We start from the raw sequence: 25,176 nt of genomic DNA on the forward strand, positions 1-25,176 counted from the left end.
GCCAGACATGACGATCTCGACGTCGACGACACACGAAGCATCGGCGGCCGAAGGGGCGCGGCCGGCGACGCTGGGCGAAATTCCTCTGCCGGCACCGGCCTGGTCACGCCTGACGCGCAAGGTTTTCGGGCACCGGGGGCTGACGATAGGGCTCTGCCTCGTGTTGGTGGCCGTGGCCGTCGCGCTGCTGGCGCCGGTACTCGCCCCGCACGATCCCTACTATCAAGACATCGCCAATCGCATGGTGCCGCCCGTCTGGCATGAATCAGGCAGCTGGTCGCACGTCCTCGGTACCGACAAATTAGGGCGCGACTATCTGAGCCGGCTGCTCTACGGCACGCGGATCTCGCTGGTCATCGGCCTGGTCGCGGCGCTGATTTCCGGCGTCATCGGCACGACGCTCGGCGTGCTGGCGGGCTATTTTGGTGGCCGGGTCGACGCTGTCATCAGCTATATCGTCACCACTCGCCTGGCCATGCCGGTCGTGCTGGTTGCGCTGGCGCTCGCGTCGCTCACCGGCGGCTCGCTGTTCACCGTGATCGTGCTGCTCGGGCTGCTGTTGTGGGACCGCTTTGCCGTGGTGTCGCGTTCGGTGACCCAGCAGCTGCGAGACTCGGAGTATATCCATGCCGCGCGTACGCTCGGGTGCTCGCTGCCGTACATTCTGCTGCGCGAGGTGCTGCCCAATATCACCGGCGCTCTGATCGTCGTCATTACGCTGGAGATGGCCCACGCCATCTTGCTCGAGGCCACGCTGTCGTTTCTCGGCATGGGGGTGCAGCCGCCATTGCCCTCCTGGGGGCTGATGGTGGCCGAGGGCAAGGCCTACATGTTCTTCCAGCCCTGGGTCATCGCCATTCCCGGCATCGCGCTATTTCTGCTGGTGCTGGCGATCAACCTGCTGGGCGATGGTCTACGGGATCTCAATGCACCGGGAGGGCGCAGCTGATGGCGTTACTGGAAGCCAGGAATCTACGAGTCGACCTGCCGGTGGATGCCGGCACTCTACATGCCGTGCGCGGGATCGACTTCCATGTCGAGCGCGGCGAAATGCTGTGTCTGGTCGGCGAATCCGGCTGCGGCAAGTCGATGACGTCGCTGGCCCTGATGGGCCTGCTGCCGCGACGCGCCCGCCTCACGGCGGATTGCCTCGATTTCGACGGCATCGATCTGACCGCTATCTCGGCGCGACAGCGCGGTGGCCTGCGCGGCTTGCGCATGGCGATGATCTTTCAGGAGCCGATGACTGCGCTGAACCCGTCCTACACGCTGGGCAATCAGCTCTGCGAAGCCTTCCTCCGGCATCGTCTGGGCAGTCGCCAGAACGCGCGAGAGCGGGCGATCCATCTTCTGGAACGGGTCGGTATCAGTGCGGCGGCCGAGCGGCTTGACCAGTATCCCCATCAGCTCTCAGGCGGGCTTCGTCAGCGCGTCATGATCGCCATGGCGCTGATGTGCAAACCCGATCTCATTATTGCCGACGAGCCGACCACGGCCCTTGATGTGACCATCCAGGCACAGATTCTGCGTCTGCTGCGGGAGCTGCAGCAGGAGTCCGGTACGGCGGTGATCTTCATTACGCATGATCTGGGCGTGGTGGCGAGAATCGCCGACCGGGTGGCAGTCATGTACGCGGGTGAAGTCATCGAAGCCGCCGTCACTCCGGCACTCTATGCCAGACCCAGTCATCCCTACACGCGAGGACTGCTCAGCTGTATCCCCGCGCCGGGCAAGACGCCGCCGGGAAGCCGTCTGCAGGCGATCCCCGGTGTCGTCCCCAGTCTGGTCGGCCACGTCGAGGGTTGCGCGTTTCGCAACCGTTGCCCCCTTGCCGAAGCGCGCTGCGAGACTACCCCGCCGTTCATGGCCTTGAACGAGGGGCATCGCGCTCGCTGCCACTTCGCCGACCGCCCGATGGCCTCGGCCACGCCCTCACAGCCGGAGACGATTTCATGAATGCCATTCTGTCTGCCGAGGCGGCACCCGGACCCTCCCCGCTGCGCGATCCTCACGCGGGGTCCGGTGAGATCGCACTCGAGCTCTGTGCGCTGTCGAAGACCTTTACGCTAGGCGGCGGGTTTTTCCGGCAGGGTCGCACGCTGCATGCGGTCAACGACGTCTCGCTACGCGTGCCTCGGGGACAGGTCATGGGGCTGGTGGGAGAGTCCGGCTGCGGCAAGAGCACCCTGGCCAAGATGCTGCTGGGACTGACGACGCCCAGCGACGGCGATGTATTGATCGACGGGCGACCGCTGCGGGGCGCGGACCAGAAAAAGCTGGCGCGTCATGTACAGCCGATCTTTCAGGATCCCTATTCGTCGCTCAATCCCCGTAAGCGGATTGAGCAGATTATCGCGCTGCCGTTGGCGATCCATGCCATGGGCAATTCGGGGGAGCGCCGGCGACGTGTCGCCGAGATGCTGGACCTCGTCGGCCTGCCCAAGCGCGCGGCACAGCAGTACCCCGGCCAGCTGTCGGGCGGTCAGCGCCAGCGCGTGGCGATCGCTCGCGCCCTGATCATGCGACCTGACATTGTCATCTGCGACGAACCCACGTCGGCGCTGGATGTCTCGGTGCAGGCGCAGATTCTCAATCTGCTGCTGGATCTCAAGCGTGAGTTCGGCCTGACCTATCTGTTCATCAGTCACGACCTGGCAGTGGTCGAGCATCTGGTCGACCGACTGGCGGTGATGTATCTGGGGCGGATCGTGGAGGAGGGGCCGCGAGCACAGATCTTCGGCGCCCCGCGTCATCCGTACACGCAGGCCTTGCTGGCTTCCGCGCTGACGCCCGAGCCGGGACTTGGCGTGCCGGATATCGGCCTGGGCGACGAGATGCCGGACCCTGCCAACCCGCCGACGGGTTGTGCCTTCCATCCGCGTTGCCCCATGGCTGTGGATCGCTGTCGCTCGTCGCGGCCCGTGCTGGAAGGCGTGCGCGGTGATGCCGGGCGCGTCGCCTGCCACCTGGCCTGATATCGCATCGAGTAGACCGTACCTGGCGGCATCGGCCGTTCTGCTTATTTTCTGTTCGCTTCTTTCGTATCGAGGAGACTCGCATGGCGCGTCAACAAGCGCTGAATCTGGCCTGGCAATATTTCGACAATGGCGACTTCCGCCGGGATCTCGCGACGCGTATCGCCGTCCGCAGCGAAAGCCAGGAGCCCGGCAGGGAAGCCGAGTTGCGCCACTACCTGACCGCCTGCGTGATCCCGGAGATCGAGGCACTGGGGTTCGGCTGGGAGATTGTCGATAATCCGGTCGCCGGATTCGGGCCTTTTCTGTTGGCCGAGCGTATCGAACCCGACGCGCCCCTGACCGTGCTGACCTACGGCCACGGTGATGTCGTGCGCGGCTATGATGCACAGTGGCGCGACGGTCTCTCGCCCTGGGAAATCGTCGAGGAGGGGGACCGTTGGTACGGCCGTGGCACGGCTGACAACAAGGGGCAACACAGTATCAATCTGCGGGCGCTGGCCAGCGTGCTCGAGGCGCGCGACGGCCGACTGGGCTACAGCGTCAAGCTCGTGCTGGAGATGGGGGAGGAGACCGGCTCCCCGGGACTCAAGGCCGTCTGCGAACGCTATGGCGAGCGGCTGGCAGCCGATCTCTTCATTGGCTCCGATGGGCCTCGTCTGGCGGCCGACGCGCCGACGCTGTTTCTCGGCTCACGAGGGTCGTTCAACTTCGACCTGCGGCTGCGCGCCCGCGATGGCGCGCACCACTCGGGCAACTGGGGCGGGGTCCTCTCCAATCCGGCCACCAGGCTGGCCAATGCGTGGGCCACACTGGTGGATGCCAAGGGACGAATTCTGATCGAGGGGCTACGGCCTCCGGCCATTCCCGCGGCCGTGCATGATGCTGTCAAGGCGCTGTCTGTGGGCGCGACACCGGGGGATCCGGCCATCGATCCGGGCTGGGGGGAGCCGGGCCTGCTGCCGGCGGAACGTCTCTTCGCCTGGAACACGCTGGAGCTGCTGGCAATGAAGGCCGGCAACCCCGATGCACCCGCCAACGCGATCCCCGGCGAGGCGTACGCGCACTGTCAGCTGCGCTTCGTGGTTGGCAGCGATCGCGAACACTTTCTCGATCACCTCCGGGGGCATCTGGACGCCCATGGCTTCGAGGACGTGGAAGTCAGCAGTGCGCGCATGTCGCAGATGAACGCGACGCGGCTCGATCCGACGGACCCCTGGGTCGGCTGGGCGCTCGCATCGATGAGCGAGTCCAGTGGCAAGACGCCGACTTTGTTGCCCAACCTTGGTGGATCGCTGCCCAACGATGTCTTTGCCGATACGCTGGGATTGCCCACGCTCTGGGTGCCGCACTCCTATCCTGCCTGCGCGCAGCATGCACCGGATGAGCATGCGCTGAAGAGTATTGTCCGCGAAGGTCTGGGCATCATGGCGGGGCTATGGTGGGATTTGGGTGAACAAGGCCGAGACGTGATAAAGGAACGTGAAACATGGCATCGCTGAACAACATGGCTTCGCCGAACAACAGGGAAACGATGATGGCGACGGCGTGTGACTGGCTCGCCGGTCGGCAGGCGGAGATGGTCGAGTGCCTGGAGACGCTGGTCAATATCGATTCCAACAGCTATGACAAGGCCGGCACCGACAGGGTCGCGGACGTGATCGTCGACTGGCTCGAGGCCGACGGTATCGAGATATTACGTACGCCGCGCCCCGACGCGGGTGACATTCTCGAGGCACGTCTCGACGGTGACGGTCGCGATGCCGGCAACGGCCACGTCTTGATGATGGGCCATCGCGACACGGTCTTCCCCACGGGAACGGTGGCAACGCGCGGCTACACGCGAGACGGCGACACGGCTTTCGGGCCGGGGGTCGCCGACATGAAGTCCGGCCTGGTGCTCAATATTTTCGTGCTGCGCGCGCTCAAGCGTCTGGCGCCGTTGCCGTTTCCGGTGCGGGTACTGTTTACCGCGGACGAAGAGATAGGCTCTCGTGACGGCACGGCGTTCATTCGCCAGGCGGCCTCGGGCGCCAGGGCCGTGCTCAACGCCGAGCCGGGACGGATCAGCGGCAATGTGGTGACCGGACGCAAGGGGGGCGCGGCCTTTCTGATCGAGGTGACCGGGCGGGCCGCCCACTCGGGCGTCAGCCATGCGGATGGCGCCAGCGCCATCGAGGCGCTGGCGCGCAAGATCGTCAAGCTGCATGCGCTGACCGACTATGTGGCCGGCGTGACCACCAATGTCGGTCTGATCGAGGGCGGCGTATCGCGCAATACCGTGGCGCCTTCTGCCAGTGCTCAGCTCGATACACGCTTCGTCACCAACGCGCAGCGTGAAGCACTGTTGGCCGACATCGAGGCGATCGTGGCCGAAGAGGACGTCGTCGGTACCCGGGCGACCTTGACGCAGACCTCCGGGTTCCTGCCGATGGAGCCGGCCATGAGCGACGCGTTGTTCGCTCGCTACCGAGCGCAGGCGGCACGGCTCGGCTTCGAGGTCGACGGCGAGTTTACCGGCGGCTGCTCGGATGCCGGCACGACCGCCAGCCTGGGCATCCCGACGCTCTGCGGTACCGGCCCGGTTGGGGCCAAGATGCATACCGAGGCGGAGTACTGTCGTCTCGAGACCTTCGTTCCCCGGGCGCAGGCGGTGGCCTTGACCATACTGGACCTGGCCCACCAGGACTGACAGCCGAGCACCGACGTGGTGAGCGCCGATACCGTGATCGGCGCTCGGCGACGATCCCAGAGGCTCAAGTGCGCTCGGCAAACCGGTCGGTGGCGCGCACCAGCGCGGCCATGATCTCCGGCTCGCTGAAGGCGTGGCCGGCGGCCTCGATGATCTCCAGCTCCGCTTCGGGCCAGGCCTGCTTCAGGTCCCAGGCATTGCGTAGCGGACAGACCATGTCGTAACGCCCATGCACGATCACGCCGGGAATGCCCTGCAGCCGGTTGGCCTGCTGCATCAGCTGATCATCGAACTCGAAGAAGCCCTGGTTGACGAAATAGTGGTTCTCGATCCGCGCGAAGGCGAGCGCGAAGTGCGCATCGGCATGGGATTGGCTGGCATCGACCGGCAGCAGGCGTGAGGTTTCCCCTTCCCAGACGCTCCAGCGCTGCGCGGCTTCCAGCTGCTGTTCGGCGTCATCGCCGTTGAGCCTCTCGTGAAAGGCCTGGATGACATCGTCGCGGCGGGTCTCGGGCAGGATCTCCACCAGCCGGGCCCACTTCTCGGGAAACATATTGCGCGCACCATCCTTGTAGAACCAGTCGAGTTCCTGCTGGCGCATGGTGAAGATGCCGCGCAGCACGAGTTCGCTGACGTGCTGTGGGTACTGTTCCGCGTAGGCCAGCGCCAGGGTCGACCCCCAGGAACCGCCGAAGACCTGCCACTGCTCGGCGCCGATCATCTCGCGCAGCTTTTCCATGTCCGCGATCAGATGCCACGTCGTGTTGTTGTCGAGATTGGCGTGCGGCGTCGAGCGGCCGCAGCCGCGCTGGTCGAACAGCAGAATGTCGTAGCGCGCAGGATCGAACAGCTGGCGATGAATCGGCTTGCAGCCGCCACCGGGGCCGCCGTGCAGAAAGACGACGGGTTTGCCGTGGGGATTGCCACAGCGCTCCCAGTAGACTTGATGACCGTCGCCGGTCTCGAGATGACCGCTGGCATGCGGTTCGAGCGGTGGATAAAGCGGATTGGATTCAGACATGATTGACCTTATTGATAGCGTGACGCGACCGTTGCCGATGGCGCAGGGACAGCTTAAACAGAGACGACGGTCGCGGCCAGCGGGCAGGCGAGGTCGCCTCGCCATGCTGTCGGCGGTTGCCTGGGCGGCCGCCTCTGCTACCATCGTCGACATTCAATTGACTTCGGTCGTCGGCGCGGTCGCCGGCGTGATCTACCGATGCCAAGCCCGATGCCCAGAGAGGTCGGCCGCCGACGTGGTCGAGTCGAGAACCCCATGAAATCACGCTCCCGCGATACCGGATTCCGTCATCTTGTCTACTCGACGGGCTATTCGCTCAAAGGCCTGGTTGCCGCCTTTCGCAACGAGGCGGCCTTTCGTCAGGAAGTGGCGCTGTGCGTCGTGCTGGTGCCGCTGGCCTACTGGATCGGCGAAAATCCGATCGAGTGGCTGGTCCTGGTCGGCAGCTGCGTTTTCGTACTGATCGTCGAGCTGCTCAACAGCGCGGTGGAGACGGTGGTCGACCGTATTGGCCCCGAGCATCACGAGCTCTCCGGACGGGCCAAGGATATCGGGTCGGCGGCGGTCATGCTGGCGCTGGGGATGGCGGCGGTCACCTGGGGATTGCTGGCCTATCAGAAGTTCTTGGGGTGAACGCCCTTCATCGGGTGGACAGGTCGCCGGGACGATCCACGTCGCGCCAGATGCCGGCGTCATCGGTCTCGACGAGCTGAACGGCCGACCGGTGAGCCGAGACGACGGTTCTGGCACCCTCTCCGGTGGTCAGCGCCGCCAGCGCCGTCCAGAAGTCGCGGCCGAACAGCACCGGATGGCCCGAGCGATCGTCGCACCGGGGTACGACAATCCGGTCGCTGGCTGCCTGAGCCACCAGTGCGTGACAGGTTCGCACCTGCAACCAGGGCATGTCGCCGAGGAGCACCGCGGCGGCACGCGCATCGTGTATCGCTCCGCGTTCGAGAAGCTGGCGAAACGCATCGCCGAGGCTGGCCGCCAGGCCGGCGGCGGCATGCGGGGCGGTCAGGGGCTCGACGCCCGGCGGCGGCGCGCCGCCAAGCAGGTGCTCGATTTCGTCCTGCGGGCGTAGCACCAGAAAGCAGCGGGAAAAGGCCGGGCTCACCGTCGCCAGGGTGGTTGCCAGCAGCGTGCGGCCATCGGGCAGGCGGGCACGCCGCTTGTCGCTGCCGAATCGTGACCCGATACCGGCAGCCATCACCACGCCGACCACGCCACCACCACTGGCATTCGATTCAGAGGGCATCGCGTGCCTTGCCGCGTCGTATCCGCAGCACGTCGGCGACGACGGCCAGCGCGATTTCCGCCGGCGTCTTGCTGTCCAGGTTCAATCCGATCGGCATATGAATGCGTGAGATGGCGTTGTCGTCCAGGCCGCCGGAGCGCTTGAGGCGCTCGGCGCGCTTCTCGGAGGTGCGTTTCGAGCCCATCACGCCGATATAGAACGCCGGCGTGCGCACCGCTTCGATCATCGCCAGGTCGTCGATGCGCGGGTCATGGGTCAGTGCCACCACGGCGGTGGCGGCATGGCAGGCGCCGGAACCGATAAACAGCGACGGCAGTACCGACTGCACTTCGACGCCATCGACGGCAAAATCGCGCCGCTCCTCTTCACGAGGGTCGCAGACGATTACCTCGAAGCCGAGTGCGCGGGCGAATTCGGCGCAGAAGCGCGACACCGGCGAGATGCCGGCAATGATCAGGCGCAGCGCCGGGCCCACACGCAGGCGAATGGTCTGCGCATCGCGCTCGACGCGCGGGCCGTTCTCGCCGGCCTGCACGAAGTGCTTGCGCCCGCTCGTCAGGTCGATGTGGCGCACCAGCGACTGCTGGCCGAGCAGGGTGGCGTGCAGCGTTTCCAGGTGGGTCAGCGTGGCGGCGTCCGGGATCAGGCGCTCGACGAGCACATCGAGAATGCCGCCACAGGGCAGCGAAACCTGGGGCGATTCGTCGGCGCCTTCGCCATAGCGGACCACCGTCAGGGCGTCGCCGAAATGGCCCTCAGCCACCTTGCCGAGAAAATCCTCCTCGATGCAGCCGCCGGAAAGCGAACCGACGTGGCGGCCGTCGCCTTTGGCCACCAGCATCGACCCCGGCTCGCGCGGGGAGGAGCCGAAGGTTGCGAGCACGCTGCAGAGCCAGATCGTCTCGCCGGCGTTGGCCCACTCGAGCGCGGCGTCGAGAACCTGAAGATCGAGATGTTGCATGAAGGTCGTCTTGTCGTCGTAAGGCGTCGTCCTGACGCCGAGGATGAATCCGTGCTCTCTAGCGTAAGCCATGAACGTGAGTGGGGAACGATATTCTGTCGATGACATTGCCCTTTCATAGGATCAGGCACGCATCGTGGGGGTTTCGGTTCGTTGCCCGGCTCGGGCTGGACTCACGATGCGTTCAGTCGAGACGTACTCAGTCGAGACGTACTCAGTCGAGACGTGCATCGACCACGTCGGCGCAGAAGTCCTCGAAGCGGCCGCTGTAGTAGTGCTCGCGCGGCCAACCGGTGCGCGGCAGGTAGAAGAACATCTCCTCCAGCCGCGACTTGATGGTGGCGTGATTCTTGGTGTCGATCACGAAGACATGCTTGCCTTTGGCGTCGTTGGGGCTCTCGGCCAGCTGGCGCAGGATGAAACGTACCAGCGAGTCTTCCTGCGGCATGCTGTAGCCGACAATGACCAGCACATCGGTTTCGCGCAGCAGGCGTACCGCCTTGGGAAACACCTGATGGAAATAGGGCTCGTCGTAGTCTTGCACCTGCGAGGGCAGGATCAGCAGGGGCGGCTGTTCGCGGATTTCGGCGTCGCTGCGTCGTCGATACTCGAAATCGAAGCCGGCGGCGGTCGGCAGAATCTCGAAGCCGCCGTTGATCTTGATCACGTTGCGATCGACCGTGCGCGGGAGGTGTTCCCAGATCGTCCCGCCGCAGATGCGCTGCGGCGTGACGCCACGATAGAGCCGGCCGAAGACCGGCGCATCCTGGCGGTAGGCGTGTTCGAGAATGGTCTCGATGGTGAAGTCGTAGTTGGTGGTCAGGAAATGGTAGAGCGGCCAGTCCGCCTCCATGCCGGCGCGGCGGGCGCGACGCTCCAGATCGACGAAGAACTGCGTGATCGCGCGCTGTCCCGCGCTGATGTCGGGCGAGGCGAAGCGCAGCGTGGCATCGTCGACGTTGTGAATATCGCAGGCGGCGGTGAAGCGGCGCATGACCAAGGTGCGCAGCTCGCTGATGCTCAGGTGCAGGTTCTGGTCATCGAAGTAGCGGTTGCGAATATCGGGATAGCGCACCTGCATGTCGAGGACGTAACGCAGATTCTTGAAACGCTCGAAATCCAGGTGGCGATAGTGCTCCCAGCCGATGACGTGCATCACGTGCTGCAGGTTGGGGAAGTCGCGAATATCGTCGAGGTCGATTGCAAATAGCTCACCGTCGGTCGGCGAGCGCGGATCCCAGGCTTTCGAGAATCCGGCACCGCACCAGAAGGTGACCACCGGCGGCTTGCGGTGTGCTGGATCCTGCCCGGCCAGGTCGTCGATCAGGCGACCGTAGGTCTCGACCGTGGCGGCGTTGTTGATGCTGGTATTGGACATGGCATTACCCCTGTGCGGCTGGGGCGCCCGCGGGCGCATCGAGCCCGATATCGACCGCCGGCGCCGACTGCGTGATCCGGCCGACCGAGATGAAATCGACGCCGGTCTCGGCGATCTCGCGGATCGTTTCCAGGCGGACGCCACCCGAGGCTTCGAGCGGCACCTGGCCGGCGGCCAGCTTGACCGCCGCGGACATCTCCGCCAGCGACATGTTGTCGAGCATGATCATGTCGGCGCCGGCGTCGAGCGCTTCCCGCACCTGATCGAGGCGGTCGCATTCGACCTCGATCCGGGTCAGCACCGGCGCGCGCTGGCGAGCACGAGCGACGGCTGCCTCGATACTGCCGCAGACCGCGATGTGGTTATCCTTGAGCATGATGCCGCTATCCAGGCCCAGCCGGTGGTTGCGCCCGCCGCCACAGGCCACCGCGTACTTCTCCAGCGCTCGCAGCCCCGGCGTGGTCTTGCGTGTGTCCACCAGCTGGGCGGCGGTGCCGGCGATGCGCTCGACATAGCGTGCGGTGAGGGTGGCGATGCCGGAGAGATGCTGAATCAGGTTGAGGGCGGTACGCTCGACCGTCAGCAGGCTGCGAGCCGCGCCCTGCAGGGCGAGCAGCGGCGTGCCGGCCGCGAGGCGGTCGCCATCCGAGGCCAGTCGCTCCACGTCGATGCGATCGTCGTAGCGCTGAAAGGCTCGCGCCGCCACGCTCAGGCCGGCTAGCGTCATCGGCTCGCGCGCGACCATCTCGAATCGAGCCGTGGCGTTCGCTTCCAGCATCAGCGTCGCGGTCAGGTCGCCATGGCCGATATCCTCGGTGAGAAAGCGGCGCAGACTCTCGTCGAGTTGCAGCGAGTCCGGTTGCCAGGGCGGTGCGGCGGAAAAAGCGGTCATGAAGGCCTCCTGCGGATCGGGTTCCGTCCAGACTACACTGCCCGGCGGCAGTGACATATCATCGCCTTTGTCGACAGACCGCCCAAGACGGTCGCTAAACACCAGCATACAAGGGAAACGCTCATGCCCGTCCGCCGCTGGATCTGGGGTGTCTGGCTCCTCGTCCTTCTCTGCTACTTCGTGCCCTATGGCCTGCTCGGGCAGGTGCATGCCTGGTACGGCAGTTTCCTGTTCTGGAGCGTGGTCGGGATACTGGTGATCGTGGCCAATGTGCTGATCACGCGGGACTTTGGTGAGCGGGACTTTGGTGAGATGCCCGACGATCGCAACGGGGAGGAAGAGGCATGACGCCTACGCTGATCTGGACGGCCGTCGGCGTGTACCTGATCGCGGGCCTGACGCTGGCCTGGCTCGCTCGTGGCGAGGCCACCAACGGAGCAGGCGTCGACATGAGCGGCTATTTCCTCGGTAGCCGACGCATGAACGGCTTTGTCTCCGCGCTGAGTTACAGCGCGACGACCTACAGCGCGTTCATGATGGTCGGGCTGGCCGGGCTGACCTACGCCGGTGGCGTCGGTGCCTTCGGCTTCGAGATCGTCTATTTTGCCGGCGTCTCACTGGTGGCCGTGTTCGGTCCCAAGTTCTGGGCCGTCGGCAAGCGTTTCGGTTTTGTCACGCCGAGCGAGATGCTCGGACATCGCTATGCGGACAACAAGGTCGCAGTCGCCACGGCGCTGGCAAGCTGCCTGTTCCTGATCCCTTACGCTGCGGTGCAGTTGGCCGGTGTCGGCTATCTGCTCGCCGGCATGAGTGGCGGCACGATCTCGTTCACCACCGGTGTGGTGGTAGCCACGTTGCTGGCGATCCTGTTCTCCTATATCGCCGGCATCCGCTCGGTCATGTGGACCGACTCGCTGCAGGCGCTGTTCATGATCGTCGCCTCGACGCTGGTGGCACTGCTGGTCGTTCACTCGCTGGGCGGTTTCTCGGGGCTGTTCGAGACGCTCGCGACCGAGCATCCGGAATCTCTCGTCGTCCCCGGGCCGGGGCTGTTCAGCCTGACGACCTTCCTCGGGCTGACTATTCCCTGGTTTTTCTTCAGTCTTTCCAATCCGCAGGTGAGTCAGCGACTCTTCATGCCGGCGTCGCTCAAGTCGATGCGTCAGATGCTGATCGGCTTTCTGGTTTTCGGCTTCATCTACACCCTAGTCTCGGTGCTGTGGGGCTTCTCGGCGCTGGTGGCGTTTCCTGACCTGCCCCAGTCCGATCTGGCGACGCCGACGCTGCTGGCGTCCGAGCATGTGCCGCCAGTGCTGGGCGTGATCGTGATGGTGGGGATTCTCGCTGCCGCGGTGTCGACCATCGATTCGATCATGCTGACGCTATCCTCGATGCTGTCGCGGGATGTCTACGCCAATGTCGCGACCGATGCCAGCGAGGCGAAGCAGCTCAAGGTGGGCAAGTGGGTGTTGCCGATCATCGCGGTGCTGGCCTTCCTGTTCGCCGAGCTGCAGCTCGACCTGATCGCGGTCCTGTCGGTCGCCGCCTCGACCGGACTGGTGGTGACGGTGCCGGCGATTATCGGTGCCTTCTACTGGAAGCGCGGTACCGCGCTCGGCGCGTTGGCCAGCATCGTTGGCGGGGGCGTGGTAGTCATCGCGCTCTACCTGAGCGGCGCCAAACCGCTGGACCTGCCGGCCGGCATCTGGGCCCTGCCAGTTGCCGTGGTGCTGTTCGTGTTCGGCAGTCTGGCGAGCCGCGCCTCACACGAGCGGGCGAGCGAATTCATGGCGGTTGCAACCTCACGGACCACGGCGGCATCGGGCCGCTCGCGGTGATGCATCGCACCGAGACACATCGGGCGCGGCGCCAGGCCCGGGGAATGTTGGGGGATGAAAGGCGAGTCGCGAGGAGGCAGGTCATCGACGGATTGAACCCGTAGCGTCGGCCTAGGCAGCTCCCGTTCGACTTCGCTAGAATCGGCGTCTTTTCCGGGCGATCCGGCCATAGCGGACGCCATCGAAGAGGTCGCCACGTGGTTGCTGACAAGGTTCGTTTTGACGTCGATGGCGTCATTTGCATCAGCCTGGTCGAGCGCGAGGATCGCCGTACGCTGCTGCGCGAGTCATTTGCCGCTCTCGACCATGAGATCGAATTCCTGCTGGTCGAGCGGGACAGTGACAACCCGGAGCGTGGGTGCTTCGATTCTCACATACGCTGTGCCCAGATTGCCCGGGAACGCGGCTATCGCCGTGTACTGATTCTGGAAGATGATGCGACCTTCGCGCCGCCCACGGCCAACCACCTACGGCGCATCAATCGCTTTCTACGCTGGCGTAATCCTCGGATCTTCTATCTGGGTGGCATGCTTGGGCGCAGCTGGCTGATCCCTTGGCGAGGCGTAGTGCGTTGTCGCTGGAAGGGCGGTCACTGCTACATACTTTCCGCTGCCGCTTGCCGGGATCTGAGTCGCCGTGTCTATGCGGGCAAGACCCTGGACGGCTTCTACTGCGAATACTTTCGCGGCTATGGCGCCTTTCCGATGCTTTCTCAGCAGCAGCCGGAGACGGTAGGTCGCAGTGATCTGATGGATCATCGTAATCAGCGCAAGGGACATATCCGCATCAAGGATGAGCACTATTGGGCCGACAACCTGAGGCGCCAGCGGGCAGCGCTGCGTCGCAATTGGGCGAGAACGCTGCTGCTACGCTATCTCTGATCCGGCGCTGACGTCTTCGGAAGTCGTGTTTCAATCGCTTTTCAGCCCGGCCGCGTGCCGGGCTTTGCGTGGGTAGGACACTATCAGGACCAGCAGGGCGATCACGGGTACCAGCAGCACGAGATTGAGTCCTTGCCAGCCGATCCAGGCGTTCAACGGGCCGGCTGCCAGTGCCGCCAGCGCGGCGAGGGAAAACACCGTGCAGTCATTGATCGCTTGCACGCGTGGGGCCTCGTCGGCCCGGCAACTGAGCGCCAGCCAGGCACTGGCCGGCAGGAACGTGAAGTTCCAGCCGAGGCCGAGCAGCAGCAATCCGACACCGAACCCCCATAGCGCTGGCGTCAGCAGCGCGCAGAGCAGACTCAGCAGCAGGCAAAGGCCGCCGCACGCGATCAGACGGGCATGGCCGAGGCGGCGCGTCAGTCGGCCGGTTACGAATGAAGGCGCGAACATCGCCAGCATGTGCCACTGAATGACGTCGGCGACGGCAGGGAAGTCGTGTCCGACGTGGGTCATGGCCAACGGTGTGGCGGTCATCGCCAGGTTCATGACCGCATAGCCGAGAGCGGCGCCGAGGATAGCCAACCGCAGCGCTGGTTGGCGCAGAATGGCTTTCAGCGGCCGCGTGGGGGTGGGCATTTTTGCCTGCGCGTGCTTGGCGGACGGCAGCTCGAGCATCACGAGAATGGCCAGGGCCAGCCCATACAGCAGGCCAAGACCGACGAAGGCGCCGAGAAAAGGCTGCGCGAACCAGTCCCGCGAGTGCTGGGCCAGCCAGGGGCCGGCCAGTGCCGCCACGACGCCGCCGGCCATGACCAGGCCGAGCGCCGCGTCGCGCTGCTCGCCTGATGCGACTTCCATGGCGGCGAAGCGGTAGAGCATGCCACAGCCGATGCTCATGCCAACGGCAAACGTGCCCAGGTTGAACAGACGGAAACTGGCGGTCTCCAGGGCTAGCCCGCAGGCGACGATTCCGAGCAGGCCAATCAGATTGCCGGTCACGAAGGTACGCTTGCGTCCCCAGCGCGCGGTCAGCCAACCCGCCGGTAGCGTGGCGGCCGTCAGCCCCGCGAGCTGCATGGCGATCGGCAGCGTGATCCAGATGTCACTTGGCGCCAGGCGTTCGCCGACCAGCGGGTTGGTGGCAATCAGCACGATATTGCCGCTGATCAACAGCGCCTGACAAAGCGCCAGCAACCAGACGGCGGCGGGCAGCCGCGAGCGGGATTTTGGCCAAGGGTGCATCATGCGGCTGCCTCCGAGAGACCGAAGCGGGCACGGTAGACGCTGGGCGGCAGGCCGTAATGACGCTGGAACTGGCGCCGCAGCTGCTCCGCACCGCCGAGCCGACAGTGCGTCGCGATATGCGAAAGTGTGGCATCGCTCTCGGCCAGCTGTTGTCGCGCCAACTCGAGACGAAGGCGGGTCAGGAAGGCGCCGGGAGTCATGCCTAGCTGTTGGCGAAAGAGGCGCTGGAAGTGGCGTGGCGTGACCGCCATGCTCTCAGCCATCGTGGCGATGTCCCACGCGGCGAGCGGCGTGCTGATCACCCGGTCGATCACCTCGCGTAGGCGACCATGGCTGGTCAACTGACAGCGCAACCCCTCGCTGAACTGCGCCTGATCGCCGGGGCGATGCAGAAACACTACCAGCTCGCGAGCCACGCGGGCTGCCAGCGAAGCCCCATGATCGCGTGCGACGAGCGCCAGGGCCAGGTCGATACCGGCGGTGACGCCGGCGCTGGTGAAGCGGTTGTCGCTTTCGCAGTAGAGCGCCTGCGCATCGACCTCGAGCAGGGGGAACTCGCGTGCCAGTCGTTCCGCCTGGCGCCAGTGCGTGGCTACGCGACAGCCATCCAGCAGGCCGGTGCGGGCCAGCGCGAAAGCACCGGTACAGACCGAGGCAACGCGGGCGCTGCGCAGGGCGCGTTCCCGCAGTAGCGCGATGTCCTGCTCGTCCAGCGCATGCACGCCATGGCCGCCGGCGATCATCAGCAGGTCGCCGGGCGGTGTGCGCTCGAGCGCATGCGTGGCCATCAGCGTCATGCCGCTGTTGGTTCGCACCGGTCCCGGCGCCGTGGCGAGCAGTCTCTGCGTGTAGTGCGTGATCCCCGATTCCTGGTTGGCGCTGGCGAAAACCTGCCACGGGCCGCTGGCGTCCAGCAGCTGACAGTCCGGATAGATGAAGAGATCGACGGTTCGGGGCATGTGGGTTCGGGGCATGAGGGGGCGCATCGCAAGGGACCGGCTTATAGTCTGCGACGGAGATTCGATGTCGGCAATGACGCATCGACCACCGAAAGCGACCTATGGGAGGGCCAATAAAAGCGACCGGATATGACGCTCATGCCTCGCGCTATGTCGGACATGACTTATCCTTTAGTCGAGCATTCAGGGGTTAAGGATTGCCCAGGCTTCATGTTGGGCCGGCGGAGCGATATCCTCTCTGGCTCATCAATAACACGCTAATGAAAAAGGGTTCTGGCTGTCATGGCGACGCAAGCAATCAAGTGGGGCGGGATGCCTCTTCTCATCGTCGGCAGCGTGCTGGCCGCCGGCACGGCCAACGCCTATTCCGCGTTCTCGCCGGATTCTCCGCACATGTTCGGCGACTGGGGCGGCGAGCGCTCGGCGCTGGAGGAGGCTGGGATCTCGTTCGACTTCTCCTATGTCGGCGAGGCAGCCACGGTGCTGGACGGTGGCTACTACGATAGCCACGTGACCAAGTACGCCGATCAGTTCGCGGCGGGGGCCAACTTCGACCTGGAGCGGCTCTTCGATATCGAGGGTGCGGATTTCCAGATCACGGTCACCAACCGCAACGGCCACAGTGCCAATGAGCGTATCGATCATCCGGGAGCCACCGTCAGCGGCTCGCTGGTACAGGAAGTGCAGGGGCGTGGCCCGGTCTCGCGCCTGACCCAGTTCTGGTACCGCCAGCGCCTGCTCGACGATGCGCTGGTGATCAAGCTCGGGCGGATCCCGGTCGGCGACGATTTCGGCACCATCGACAGTAACTTCCAGAACCTCGCCTTTGGCAGCGACCCGCTGGGTAACTGGGGCAACAACGTCTACAACTGGCCGATCTCGCAGTGGGCGGCAGTGATTCGCGCGAACATTGCCGAAGATTGGTACGCCCAGCTCGGCGCCTTCAACATCAACGACAGCAACCTCGAGAATGATGGCTTCGACCTGCGCACCAGCGGTTCGGAGGGCACGATGTATCCGCTCGAGTTCGGTTTCACGCCTTCACCGAACGGCCTGGATGGCGCCTACAAGCTCGGGTTCTACACCAGCAACGTCGATAACCAGGCTTACGGCTCGCGCCCGGCCAGCAGCACCAGCGACACCAATACCGGGGTCTACTACGTGGTGCAGCAGCAGGTGACCGCCCGTGACGGCAATCCGGATCGCGGCCTGACGCTTTTCACCATGGGCAATGCCAATAACGGCGATACGGCCGGAATCGATCGCTACGTATCGGTTGGGGCGACCTACAAAGGCCCCTTCGATGCGCGCCCCCAAGACGATATGGGTATCGGGTTGGCCTATCTGCATGTCAACGACGACGTCAATGACTATATCGACTACACCAATGCCATGATGGCCGGATCGGCTACGCCATTGCCGCGCCAGGGGCACGAGTACGATGCCGAGCTTTATTACAGCTTCCAGCTGACTGGCTACCTCTCGCTGCGGCCCAACCTGCAGTACGTGGCCAACCCGTCGGCGGTGGATTCGGTCGAGAATGCCTGGCTGTTCGGCACCACGCTCAAGGCGAATTTCTGAGCCTGCCCGCGTCGCGGCAGTGGGGGTAGAACCCGGCTGCCGCGGATCGTGACCACAGGTTCCGTGAACGACGAAGGCTGCCCTCGGGCAGCCTTCGTCGTGTGTGCGGTCTCGTTGGTGGCAGATTGCTGGCCAGGTTCCTCGTCTATCCTGGGTCGGCGTGCCGTCAGCCCTGCGCCTGGCCGGGAATGCCGCGATCCTTCGGCTTGCGAATGACCATGAAGTAGAAGAACACGGCCGTCAGTGCGATGAAGAAGAGGCTGTCGGGGCTAGTGAAGAAGACCAGCGGATTGCCGTCGCTGATCGACAGCGTACGACGACAGTACTCCTCCAGGCTGGGTCCGAGCACGAAACCGAGCAGCAGGCAGACCGTCGGATACTTCTGCTTGCGCATGAAGTACGCGAGCACGCCGAAGACCAGCGCCAGTGCCATCTGGAAGGTCGAGTAGGTGGCCACGTAGCTGCCGACCAGCGCGACCACGGCAATACTCGAGTAGAGCACGTCCCGCCGGATCGAGACGATCTTGAGGAAGTAGGGACCGAGCAGATAGAGCGTCAGCGGTATCAGCACCAGGGCGCTGATGAATAGCGAGGCGAACATGGGGGCGACCAGGTCCAGCTGCTGGGTCATGAACTGCGGCCCCGGCTGCAGGCCGTTGATGATGAGTACGCCGAGCACGATCGCGGTGGTCGGATCACCCGGAATCCCGAAGGTCAGCATCGGCACGAAGGCGCCGCCGCACATCGAGTTGTTGGCGCACTCCGCGGCGGCGATGCCCTCCGGATTGCCCTTGCCGTAGCGTTCGGGATGCTTCGACGAGCGCATCGACTCGGCATAGGAGACGAAGGCCGCCATCGAACCGCCGGCGCCGGGCAGAATGCCGACCGCATAGCCGATGACTGCGCTCTTCAGGTAGCGCAGCAGGCCGATCTCGCGCACTTCCGAGAGCGGCGGGATAAAGTCGCGTCGGCGCACGCGGGCAGCCTGGACCTGGCTCAGGTCCACCGTTCGTGCGCGACGACTGTCGGCCTGGATCAGCAGCTCGCTGATGGCGAAGGCGCCAATGATCAGCGGCATCATGTCGATGCCCTGGACCAGTACGCTGGTGCCGAAGGTGAAGCGTGCCACCGGCTGCACCACGTCGATGCCGATGGTCGCGATCATCACGCCGAGGAGGGTGGCGATCATGCCCTTCGTCACCGAGCCGCGCTGGGAAATGATGATCACGATCAGGGCGAAGGCGATCAGCGAGAACTTGCCCGGCGTGCGGATCAGCAGCGCCACATCCGCCGCCAGCGGTGCGACCACCATCAGCAGCAGGGCACCGATCGAGCCGCCGATCATCGACCCCAGCGCGGCGTGGCCCAATGCCTTGGCCCCCTCGCCGCGCTGCTGCATCGGGTAGCCCTCCAGCGCGGTCATCATCGAGGCGGGGGCGCCGGGAATATTGATGGTCGTGGCGGTGATGCTGCCGCTGCACATGCCGGCCATGAAGATGCTGGCGCAGGCGACCAGTGCGGTGGTGACGTCGAGGCTGTAGGTCAGCGGCAGCAGCAGGGCGATGGCTAGCACCGAGGTCAGCCCCGGTACCGCACCGAAGAAGGTGCCGATCAGGAAGCCGCCGATCATGTAGAGCAGCGTTTCGGGGTTGGCGAGGGCGGTAAAACCGCCCAATAGCCCGGAGAGGGAATCCATGACTATTGGCTCCAGAGAGTGGGCAGACGGACCTGAAATACGATCTCGAACAGCAGGTAACCGGCGAGCGTGATCACGGCGGTGGCGATGATCTTGCTCGGCAGCTTCTCGCGGATACCGCCGAACAACAGACACAGGAGAAGTACGTAGAGGGCCGTGGCAAAGAAATAGCCGATGGCGTCGAAGGCGATCAGGTAGCCCGCGGTGAGTCCGATGACGCCAATGGCTCCGGGAGAGAGACCCAGGTAGCGACGGTCGGCGAGCGCCGGCGATGCGCTATTGGTCTTGGCCTCCGCCTCATCCGCCGTATCGTTTGGCGCCGACGTGGCGAATGACCCGCGCAGGGAATGCCACATGGCGAAGGCCAGGGCGACGAGCATGATGAGCGCCGTGGCAATGGGAAAGAACGATGCCGTCATGTTGCCGTCGCGCATGGGCGGGCCCAAGCGAAACGCGTCGACGAGATAGATCAGGGTGATCACGGCCAGTCCGGCGGGGAAGTAGAAACCGCCGCCGAGGCGAAAGCGTCTGGAGTTCATGGGCGTACCTGTCAACGGAGGGTGCCTGTCAGTGGAGAGGGGCTGTCAGCAGGGGCCTGTCAGCAATAGTTTTTTCGAAATGGTCTTTTCGCAATGGTCTGTCAGCGAGCGCCGCGCCTGGCAGGGCGCGGCGATTCACGAAAGGGCGGTGGCGGTGCGCTACTTCTCGAGCACACCCTGCTCGGCCAGCTCGTCCATCGTCTCGAACAGGTGGGTCTGGGTCTGTTCGGCCCACTCGGAGACCTCGTCGGTGCCCAGCCAGGCCGGTGTGACGCCGATCTGCTGCAGCCACTGCTGGAACTCGTCGCTTTCGTAGGCGTCGTGGTAGGTCGTCTCGAGCGTCTCGATCACGTCGTCCGGCGTGCGTGCCGGTGCGACCAGCACGATGAAACTGCCCATCTGCAGGTCGACATCGGTATCGGTCTCGGTGACTGGCGGCACATCGGGGAAGCCTTCGTTCTGGGTGTCCGTGAACTCCACCAGTCCGCGCGCCTGACCGGATTCGATCAGCGGCGCGAGGTCGCCGAGGCTGGTGACCACGCCATCCACTTCGCCGTTGAGCAGCGCCTCTTTCTGGGTGGCGGCGCTGTTGTCGTAGGAGACGATCTTGAACTCGGCGCCGGTCATTTCCTGCAATTGCAGGAGCGTCAGGTAGGTGCGCCCGCCCATGTTCTGGACGCCCAGACGGATGCTATCGGGGGTCTCCTTGGCGGCGGCAATCAGATCGCTGAAGTTGTCGTAGGGCGCGTCCGCGGCCACGGTAATGGCATCGGCCTCGCTGGTGATACGCGCAATCATACGCATCTGATCGAGGCTATAGCCCGGCAGCATGTTCTTCCACGGGATGGTGATGACGCTGTCGTAGGTGATCGCCGCGATGGTCTGGCCGTCGGGACGCGCCTTCATCAGTTGCAGGAGCCCGGTCGCGGTCATCCCGCCCTCGACGTTCTCGACGTACATCGAGACCGGCAGCGAGTCCTCGGCGATATTGGAGATCTTGCGCACGATGGCATCGGTACCGCCCCCGGCCGCGGCTGGCACGATAACGCGCACATCGCGGCTGGGGTAGTCGGCATAGGCACTGCCGACGGTGAAGCTCGCCAGGCAGGTGAGGCCGACGAGAGCTGTCTTGAGGGCTGGTTTGAAAATCATGGCGTGTCCCCGCGGTGATTGAGCTGAATGATCGCGACCGACGAAGAGCCCGCCGTCGATAGCCGATGACAGGTATACCGGGCCTTTTCATATGATGTAATACAACATTGGTGGCAAGACCACGTTGGCAAGACCACGCTGGCGAGATCGTGCGGCTTCCTTTGGCTCGCGAAAGCGGTTTGGCTATGCTGGCAGGGCTTTGGCGGCCGTTCAGTCTCCGGCGATCGCCCCTCGCTATCCTCTTTGCCCTAGCGGAGTGTTACCCATGCCCCTGGCCGATGACTGGTTCCCCGATCTGGCGCTGCCGGCTGCTCTCGAGTCGACCTGGCAGACGGCGCGACGACAGCTCGTGGCGGGGACGGCGGACGCCGACGACGAGGCGCTCGCCGCCTGGCTGGCTCTGCCGTCGGAACGTCGCCGCCTGCTGGCGCGGGTCTGCCTGCTTTCCGACTTTGCCCGGGATCTATGGGGCCAGCATCCCGACTGGTTGGGCCTGTTGCAGGATCAGGGCGAACTGGAGACGGCCCCGCCGCGCGCCACGCTCGATGCCTGGCTGGCGGCGAGTCTCGAAACGGTCACGGACGAGGCGGGGCTGCACGCCGAGCTGCGCCGCTTTCGGCAGCGTCGCATGCTGGGCATCGTCTGGCGCCATCTCGCCGGCGGCGACATGTGGCAGACGGCCGGTGCTGTCTCCGCACTCGCCGAGAGCTGTCTCGAGGGGGCACTGCGCTGGCTCGAGACACATCTGTCCACGCGCTGGGGCACGCCGGCAGCGCGCGCGGATGGCTCGCCCCAGCGGCTGGTCGTGCTCGGCATGGGCAAGCTGGGCGCCGGCGAGCTCAATCTCTCTTCCGATATCGATCTGATCTTCGCCTACCCGGAGGCGGGAACGACTCGCGGCGGCGAACGCGAATATGACCATCAGCAGTACTTCACCAAGCTTGGCCAGAAGCTGATCGCGGCGCTGGACACCATCACCGCCGACGGCTTCGCGTTTCGGGTCGACATGCGTCTGCGACCGCTCGGCGACGGTGGCCCGCTGGTGGGCAATTTCAACTCGCTGACCGGCTACTATCAGGATCAGGGGCGTGAATGGGAGCGCTACGCGCTGCTCAAGGCGCGCCCGGTGGCCGGCGATCTCGCGGCCGGTGACGAGCTGTTGCGGGCGCTCAATCCGTTCATCTACCGCAAGTATCTGGATTTCGGCGCGATCGAGTCGCTGCGCGAGATGAAGGGGCTGATTCATCGCGAGGTCAAGCGGCTGGGGCGTGAGGAGAACATCAAGCTCGGCCGTGGCGGTATCCGCGAGGTCGAATTCGTCGTGCAGGCGTTTCAGCTGATCCGCGGCGGGCGCGATACCGAACTGCAGGTCACGTCGTTGCGGGTCGCCATGCGGCAGCTCGTCGAGCTCGAGCTGCTGCCGCCCGCGGTGGTCGACGAGCTGCACGATGATTATGTCTTTCTGCGCGATCTTGAGCACGCTCTGCAGGCCCAGCAGGATCGCCAGACCCAGACGCTGCCGCAGGACGATGTCGGTCGCGCGCGCCTGGCGCTTGCCATGGGGCTGACGGACTGGGCGGCGCTGTGTGACGCGCTGGACGCGTGCCGGGCCCGAGTGCGCTCTCATTTCGATGCCGTGGTCGCCGATCCCGAGGCCGAAACGCAAGACTCCGAGCAGACCGATGCCGCGCACGTCTGGTGGCAGCTGTGGCAAGGCGAACTGGCAGCCGACGAGGCCCAGGCCGTGCTCGATCGGGCCGGTTTCCCGCTGCCGGAGGCCTATCGTCGTCTGACCGCGTTTCGCCAGTCGCGTGGCGTGCAGTCGATGCAGCGTATCGGCTACGAGCGACTGGAAGCGGTCATGCCGCTGCTGCTGGAAGCCCTGGCGGAAAGCGACGCCCCGGGTGTCGCACTCGAGCGCGTGTTGCCACTGATCGAGGCGGTGCTGCGGCGCACGGCCTACCTGTCGTTGCTTAAGGAGAATCCGCATGTGCTGCCTTCGTTGGTGCGGTTGTGCGCGGCGAGTCCTTGGATCGCCGAGCAGCTGGCGCGCCACCCGATCCTGCTCGATGAGCTGCTGACGCCGGACACGCTCTATTCGCCCGCGGATCGCCAGCGGCTGGCCGACGAACTGCGCCAGACCCTGGCGCGGATTCCCGAGGATGACGAGGAGGCTTGGCTGGAAGCGATGCGGGTCTTCAAGCAGACCCAGGTGCTGCGCGTCGCCGCCTCGGATATCGCCGGCGCGCGCGTGCTGATGAAAGTGAGCGACTATCTCACCGCCATTGCCGAGGTCGTGTTGGAGAGCGTGCTGCAGATGGCGTGGCGGTCGTTGACCGCGCGTTACGGGCAGCCCCAGCCACGCGAAGGCGCCGATACGGCCGCTTTCCTGATTGTCGGCTACGGCAAGCTCGGTGGCATCGAGCTGGGCTATGGCTCGGATCTCGATCTGGTCTTTCTCTATGATGCGGCACCGCAGGGCGCGACCGATGGTCCCAAGTCGCTCGACAACGTGGTGTTTTTCACGCGGCTGGGGCAGCGCATCATCCATCTGCTGACGGCCACTACGCCAAGCGGCACCCTCTACGAGGTCGACATGCGGCTGCGGCCGTCCGGCAATGCCGGTCTGTTGGTTTCCTCGCTCGAGGCGTTCGCCGAGTATCAGCGTCGCGAGGCGTGGACCTGGGAGCACCAGGCGCTGGTGCGGGCCCGGGCGGTGGCCGGCGACGATCGGCTGGCGGCGCGCTTCGGCGAGGTGCGCCGAGAGATTCTCGGGCGGCCGCGCGACAGCGAGACGCTGCGCGGCGAAGTGGTCAACATGCGGGCGAAGATGCGCGACCATTTGGGTAGCGGACTCGAGGCGCGGGAGGCCGGCCAGTTCCATCTCAAGCAGGATGCCGGCGGGCTGGTGGATATCGAGTTCATGAACCAGTATGCGGTGCTGGCGTTCTCCGGCGAGACGCCGGCGCTGCTCGAGGTGACCGACAACATGCGCCTGCTCGATGCGCTGGCCGATAGCGGACGTCTGCCGGATCGCGATGCCCGCGACCTGCAGGCGGCGTACCTGGCCTACCGCGATGCCAGTCATCGCGCGGCGCTGGCGAAGGCCGGCAGCCTGGTGCCGGCGTCAGCCTATGCCGAGTATCGTCAGCGTGTGTGCGAACTGTGGCAGCGCTGGATGACACCTGGCGACGAGACGACAAACGGTCCATGAAAACAGCGGTGGGTGACGGTATCATTAAGGCTTCATGACTCTTGTTCGCGGTGTGGAGCCGCCCGCCATGCTTTCACTAACCTCCGCCAGCGAGATTGCTCACGGCAACGACCGGGCGATCTTCCGGCATCCCGAGTATGCCGATCGCTGCATCAAGGTCGCGCGCTTTCCCGAGCGCGGCAGTCATCAAAACGAGCGCGAAAAGCACTACTTCGAAGGCCTTCTGCGGCGCGGCCTCGATGACTGGTCCTACGTGCCGGCGTACTACGGGACGCTCGAGACCGATCGCGGCGAGGGGCTGGTGTTTTCCCTGATTGTGGATGCCGACGGCACGGTGTCGCGGACACTGCGCCAGATTCAGCGTGCGGGCGACGACGATGGCTGGCTGCAGAGCCAGGCCTTTCACGACGAGCTGCACGCGCTTTACGCCTATCTACGTCGCCACTGGGTCGTGCCGTCGGACATCAACGATCGCAATATCGTGTGTCAGCACCTGGCCGACGGCCGCCGTCGGCTGTGGCTGATCGACGGTGTCTCCAATCCCGACTTCATGCCGCTGGCCAACGTCTGGCCGTGGTTCGCGCGGCAGAAGATCGATCGCCGCATGAAGCGCTTTTTCGCCAAGCTGACGCGTGCCGGGCTGCTGCCGGAAACCCAGCGCGAGGCGCTGACGCGCGCGCCCTGCTGACCCGGTGAGGCGAATGCCGACGGGCGGCGGCGGCTCTCAGGCAACAGGCGTCCACGACTTCGCCGGTTCACAGACACAAAGACCCCGCCGTCAGCACGGCGGGGCCTTCTTCATGAGTAGCGCCTACGTCAGGGATAGCGTCTACGCCATGGATAGTGCCTAAGTCACGGGCAACGCCTACGTCGCCGGACCCGGTGTCAGGC

Annotated in this window: 22 protein-coding genes; 12 read left to right on the forward strand and 10 right to left on the reverse strand. The window is 65.0% G+C overall.

The window, feature by feature from the left end; translation table 11 throughout:
• Positions 1–7: 7 nt before the first annotated feature.
• The 5 genes from MC381_RS08030 to MC381_RS08050 all read left to right on the forward strand — a co-directional run bounded on the left by MC381_RS08030 (position 8) and on the right by MC381_RS08050 (position 5,667).
• Positions 8–949 carry an ABC transporter permease gene (locus MC381_RS08030; protein ID WP_251977213.1) on the forward strand — a complete coding sequence of 314 codons (942 nt, stop codon included), beginning with the start codon at positions 8–10 and terminating at the stop codon, positions 947–949.
• The gene (locus tag MC381_RS08035) at positions 949–1,956 is read left to right on the forward strand and encodes an ABC transporter ATP-binding protein (RefSeq protein WP_251977214.1); all 1,008 of its coding nucleotides are present in this window, start codon (positions 949–951) and stop codon (positions 1,954–1,956) included. The genes MC381_RS08030 and MC381_RS08035 overlap by 1 nt, the downstream gene beginning before the upstream one ends.
• Positions 1,953–2,975, forward strand: coding sequence for an ABC transporter ATP-binding protein (locus MC381_RS08040; RefSeq protein ID WP_251977215.1), 1,023 nt, complete (start codon positions 1,953–1,955; stop codon positions 2,973–2,975). The genes MC381_RS08035 and MC381_RS08040 overlap by 4 nt, the downstream gene beginning before the upstream one ends.
• A gap of 83 nt (positions 2,976–3,058) precedes the next feature.
• Positions 3,059–4,477 carry a M20 family metallopeptidase gene (locus MC381_RS08045; RefSeq protein ID WP_251977216.1) on the forward strand — a complete coding sequence of 473 codons (1,419 nt, stop codon included), beginning with the start codon at positions 3,059–3,061 and terminating at the stop codon, positions 4,475–4,477.
• A complete protein-coding gene (locus MC381_RS08050; RefSeq protein WP_251977217.1) occupies positions 4,465–5,667 on the forward strand; it encodes a M20 family metallopeptidase in 1,203 nt (400 codons plus the stop codon). Before MC381_RS08045 ends, MC381_RS08050 begins: the two co-directional genes overlap by 13 nt.
• 64 nt (positions 5,668–5,731) lie before the next feature.
• On the opposite strand, the gene pip is transcribed toward MC381_RS08050, so the two are convergent.
• Positions 5,732–6,688: a prolyl aminopeptidase gene (pip, locus tag MC381_RS08055; RefSeq protein ID WP_251977218.1), complete on the reverse strand. Its 957-nt coding sequence runs from the start codon at positions 6,686–6,688 to the stop codon at positions 5,732–5,734.
• A 255-nt stretch (positions 6,689–6,943) separates the two neighbouring features.
• On the opposite strand from pip, the gene MC381_RS08060 reads away from it, so the two are divergent.
• Positions 6,944–7,321 (forward strand): diacylglycerol kinase, encoded by a 378-nt coding sequence (locus MC381_RS08060; RefSeq protein ID WP_251977219.1) that lies wholly within the window; start codon positions 6,944–6,946, stop codon positions 7,319–7,321.
• Positions 7,322–7,328: 7 nt separating this feature from the next.
• On the opposite strand, the gene MC381_RS08065 is transcribed toward MC381_RS08060, so the two are convergent.
• The 4 genes from MC381_RS08065 to nadC all read right to left on the reverse strand — a co-directional run bounded on the left by MC381_RS08065 (position 7,329) and on the right by nadC (position 11,177).
• Positions 7,329–7,946, reverse strand: a complete 618-nt coding sequence (locus MC381_RS08065; RefSeq protein ID WP_251977220.1) for a nucleotidyltransferase family protein — start codon at positions 7,944–7,946, stop codon at positions 7,329–7,331.
• Positions 7,936–8,907 (reverse strand): XdhC family protein, encoded by a 972-nt coding sequence (locus tag MC381_RS08070; RefSeq protein ID WP_251977221.1) that lies wholly within the window; start codon positions 8,905–8,907, stop codon positions 7,936–7,938. Before MC381_RS08070 ends, MC381_RS08065 begins: the two co-directional genes overlap by 11 nt.
• 214 nt (positions 8,908–9,121) lie before the next feature.
• The gene (locus MC381_RS08075; protein WP_251977222.1) at positions 9,122–10,285 is read right to left on the reverse strand and encodes an SIR2 family protein; all 1,164 of its coding nucleotides are present in this window, start codon (positions 10,283–10,285) and stop codon (positions 9,122–9,124) included.
• A 4-nt stretch (positions 10,286–10,289) separates the two neighbouring features.
• The gene (gene nadC, locus MC381_RS08080) at positions 10,290–11,177 is read right to left on the reverse strand and encodes a carboxylating nicotinate-nucleotide diphosphorylase (RefSeq protein WP_251977223.1); all 888 of its coding nucleotides are present in this window, start codon (positions 11,175–11,177) and stop codon (positions 10,290–10,292) included.
• Positions 11,178–11,300: 123 nt separating this feature from the next.
• Here nadC and MC381_RS08085 point away from each other — a divergent pair, with 123 nt between their 5' ends.
• From MC381_RS08085 to MC381_RS08095, 3 genes are all read left to right on the forward strand, one after another.
• Entirely contained in the window at positions 11,301–11,525 is a 225-nt protein-coding gene (locus MC381_RS08085) for a hypothetical protein (protein ID WP_251977224.1), read from the forward strand.
• Complete coding sequence (locus MC381_RS08090) at positions 11,522–13,015, forward strand: sodium:solute symporter family protein (protein WP_251977225.1); 1,494 nt, start codon at positions 11,522–11,524, stop codon at positions 13,013–13,015. Before MC381_RS08085 ends, MC381_RS08090 begins: the two co-directional genes overlap by 4 nt.
• A gap of 197 nt (positions 13,016–13,212) precedes the next feature.
• A complete protein-coding gene (locus tag MC381_RS08095) occupies positions 13,213–13,896 on the forward strand; it encodes a glycosyltransferase family protein (protein WP_251977226.1) in 684 nt (227 codons plus the stop codon).
• A 30-nt stretch (positions 13,897–13,926) separates the two neighbouring features.
• On the opposite strand, the gene MC381_RS08100 is transcribed toward MC381_RS08095, so the two are convergent.
• Together MC381_RS08100 and MC381_RS08105 are read right to left on the reverse strand one after the other, a co-directional pair.
• A complete protein-coding gene (locus MC381_RS08100) occupies positions 13,927–15,144 on the reverse strand; it encodes an MFS transporter (RefSeq protein WP_251977227.1) in 1,218 nt (405 codons plus the stop codon).
• The gene (locus MC381_RS08105; protein ID WP_251977228.1) at positions 15,141–16,103 is read right to left on the reverse strand and encodes a GlxA family transcriptional regulator; all 963 of its coding nucleotides are present in this window, start codon (positions 16,101–16,103) and stop codon (positions 15,141–15,143) included. Before MC381_RS08105 ends, MC381_RS08100 begins: the two co-directional genes overlap by 4 nt.
• Before the next feature lie 312 nt (positions 16,104–16,415).
• Between MC381_RS08105 and MC381_RS08110 the strand changes: the two genes are divergently transcribed.
• Positions 16,416–17,684, forward strand: a complete 1,269-nt coding sequence (locus MC381_RS08110) for a carbohydrate porin (protein WP_251977229.1) — start codon at positions 16,416–16,418, stop codon at positions 17,682–17,684.
• Between the two features lie 166 nt (positions 17,685–17,850).
• Here the strand turns inward: MC381_RS08110 and MC381_RS08115 are convergent, their stop codons facing one another.
• From MC381_RS08115 to MC381_RS08125, 3 genes are all read right to left on the reverse strand, one after another.
• Positions 17,851–19,380 (reverse strand): tripartite tricarboxylate transporter permease, encoded by a 1,530-nt coding sequence (locus MC381_RS08115; RefSeq protein ID WP_251977230.1) that lies wholly within the window; start codon positions 19,378–19,380, stop codon positions 17,851–17,853.
• A gap of 2 nt (positions 19,381–19,382) precedes the next feature.
• Entirely contained in the window at positions 19,383–19,919 is a 537-nt protein-coding gene (locus MC381_RS08120; RefSeq protein WP_251977231.1) for a tripartite tricarboxylate transporter TctB family protein, read from the reverse strand.
• A 159-nt stretch (positions 19,920–20,078) separates the two neighbouring features.
• The gene (locus MC381_RS08125; RefSeq protein WP_251977232.1) at positions 20,079–21,071 is read right to left on the reverse strand and encodes a Bug family tripartite tricarboxylate transporter substrate binding protein; all 993 of its coding nucleotides are present in this window, start codon (positions 21,069–21,071) and stop codon (positions 20,079–20,081) included.
• Between the two features lie 265 nt (positions 21,072–21,336).
• Between MC381_RS08125 and glnE the strand changes: the two genes are divergently transcribed.
• Both glnE and MC381_RS08135 read left to right on the forward strand, forming a co-directional pair.
• Entirely contained in the window at positions 21,337–24,285 is a 2,949-nt protein-coding gene (gene glnE, locus MC381_RS08130; protein ID WP_251977233.1) for a bifunctional [glutamate--ammonia ligase]-adenylyl-L-tyrosine phosphorylase/[glutamate--ammonia-ligase] adenylyltransferase, read from the forward strand.
• Between the two features lie 67 nt (positions 24,286–24,352).
• On the forward strand, positions 24,353–24,973 hold the full coding sequence (locus tag MC381_RS08135) for a YrbL family protein (RefSeq protein ID WP_251977234.1): 621 nt from the start codon (positions 24,353–24,355) through the stop codon (positions 24,971–24,973).
• Positions 24,974–25,176 lie beyond the last annotated feature (203 nt).

Origin of the sequence: Salinicola avicenniae (genome assembly GCF_023736115.1) — a bacterium.
GTDB lineage: Bacteria > Pseudomonadota > Gammaproteobacteria > Pseudomonadales > Halomonadaceae > Salinicola > Salinicola avicenniae.